Source organism: Alteromonas sp. BZK5 (genome assembly GCF_014349115.1).
GTDB lineage: Bacteria > Pseudomonadota > Gammaproteobacteria > Enterobacterales > Alteromonadaceae > Alteromonas > Alteromonas macleodii.
The window spans coordinates 1-2,218 of record NZ_JACSOE010000209.1 but is presented as its reverse complement, the minus strand read 5'-3'; the positions used below and the strand labels follow the sequence as shown (position 1 = coordinate 2,218).

Sequence of the window (2,218 nt, the reverse complement as noted above, 5' to 3'; positions counted from 1 at the left end):
GAAGGAAGGTTAATAAAAGAACTATTAATTTATCATTATGGTTTTGGTCCTGCTTTAGTTGGTGCTTTGGGAGTTCCCAGTATAGCCAGCATCTCAAAAAGCACTTCTTTATGGAATAATTTTAAAGGGATTCGAGGCGGCACAATTGCTAGGATCACATTGGAGGTGGTATCAGGATACGCTTTCGGGGCAATCTTGGCAAACCACTACCTTCAGGAGACTGTAGAGTATAGTCATTTGAAGGCGAAGTTTAATCAACCTGAATTTTGGCATGATATAGAAAGGGATCTTTTTGCGCAACAGTACAAAATATTACTTCGTAAACCAACCAGTGATTTTCTGACGTGTAAATTACCCAATGACAGAGGGCACCTAACAATTTGCAAAAACCACTTCTTACTCGCACTTGAGAGCCTCTGCATTAAGTATTCTGAAGCTTGTGGTAGGGAGTTAGCATCAACAAGGCATGACTTATCTTTGAAGATAGAGAAAGTTGCAAAACAAGTTAAACAAGATCTATCTGAGAACGGTGCTGTAGATCCTTTTTTTAAATTCCTGAGACTAGATCCCAATGATGGTTTTTATTACTCCGATATGAGGGGGGTGCAGGGTAAGAGCGTGATCATTTTTTAAGCAGTTATCACTTTTTCAAGATACGCAGTATCCATAGCCGCAATGCGCTGTTTACGTCGGATGCTGGCCTTCTTCGTTTTTTCCCGTTTTAGCTGATTGAGTGCCACTTGCCTTATGCAGGCGAGATTTTGAGCGGCATCACCGCGATGTATTTGACATGCATCCTCATGCATTGCCACATCAAGAAGCCAGTGGACTTTGTTTTCGATACCCCAGTGATTGCGAACAGCACTGGCAAAATGCTCTGCACTGAGTGTTTTCGAACAGATATAGTAACGTGACTCCAAACTCTGTTTACCCTGCTTATCCACTCTGTAATGAACTGCCATACCCAGCGTAGTCAGTTTGGGCCAACTGCTATGTTCTGTTGTAAAGCCAGATGCGGGCAATACCTGATATTCTCGATATTCCCTACGGCCATGACCTTGTTCGACATGCGTCAGCTTGTCAGCTGTTGTTTGGGAAAAAGCCTCTTGTAATCCGGTGTATAAGCCTCGTTGATTCGCTTTCACCGTCAGTAAGTAGTCTGCCTCTTTGTCTATGATGGTTTGTGCAATACTCGTTTGACATCCCATGGCATCCAGACTGACCAGGCAACCTTTAATATCAAGCAGTTGCAACAGCGCGGGAACAGCCGTGATTTCGTTGGACTTTGCATCCGTTTTATACTGTCCCAGTACCACACCATTGGCCGTCGCATAGGCGTTAACCATATGAATGGCGGTACGTCTGTCCGTTCGGTCATAAGAGCTTTTTAGCGTTTTTCCATCAACCGCGATGACCTGACCTTGTGTCAGTATTTCTGTTTGTTGCATCCAGGCAATGAATGCCTGTTGAAACTGGCCCGGGTCAACACGACTTACAAGCCGGGCAATCGTATCGTGCACGGGAATACCCAGACTAAAATCACCATGTTGCTTAAGCCAATCCAGGTGACAGCGACCAAAATCTTCAATGTCTTCCCATCCTTCAGCACCCGCTATCACAGCTGCAACAGTTAGAAATAAAACGTCAAATAGCGGATAGGTGATTTTACTGGCCTGGCGAGGCTCGTCTATCGAATGAAAGTGGCTGGCAAAAACGGCAAGTGACATTGTGGTGCTCCCAAAAAGAGAGCATATGATCATAGCCAGACCAGGTCGTCAACTAACAGTTAAATTTGATCAAATAATGTTCGCGATCTCGCCCTGGAGGGGGGTGCAGCGAAGTAGTGACATATCATCTAATTTGGGAATGCAAAAATATCGAGTAATATTTAAAGCTGATAAAATCCGAGAAAAAAAACTTAACCAACATTTCAAAGTTAATGTTATTGATCACAAAGAAATTGATACAGAATCGTTCACACACCTAACGTCGGCTACAAACATTTTTTTAGAGAATAGAAGTGCTGATGAGATTTTTACAGGGTTTGGTTTTTTAGGCCTTGTCTTTATTTTATCCTTGGGGTTAATCTTAGCTTATATATTGTTTCATATAATTAAAATTATTTTCCGATTTTCTCTGAATTTTTTTATAAAGTAAAATTAATGCGGAAACCCGAAGATGAGCATAAAATGCTGAGTAACAAAAACTTCTATAAATT

General features: G+C 41.9%; 2 protein-coding genes. One reads left to right on the top strand and one right to left on the bottom strand.

The genetic code is table 11. From position 1 onward, the window contains the following. Nucleotides 1-633 (top strand): hypothetical protein (locus BIZ39_RS21315; protein WP_187448038.1); only part of this gene is annotated, 633 nt, incomplete at its 5' end. Here the strand turns inward: BIZ39_RS21315 and BIZ39_RS21310 are convergent. After that, nucleotides 630-1,727 (bottom strand): ISAs1 family transposase, encoded by a 1,098-nt coding sequence (locus BIZ39_RS21310; RefSeq protein ID WP_071978364.1) that lies wholly within the window; start codon nt 1,725-1,727, stop codon nt 630-632. The two genes, BIZ39_RS21315 and BIZ39_RS21310, sit on opposite strands and share 4 nt — an antisense overlap. Nucleotides 1,728-2,218 lie beyond the last annotated feature (491 nt).

What these genes read in the sequence shown, in the direction of transcription:
- BIZ39_RS21310 (WP_071978364.1), bottom strand. Translation starts at nt 1,727, where the DNA reads ATGTCACTTGCCGTTTTTGCCAGCCACTTTCATTCGATAGACGAGCCT.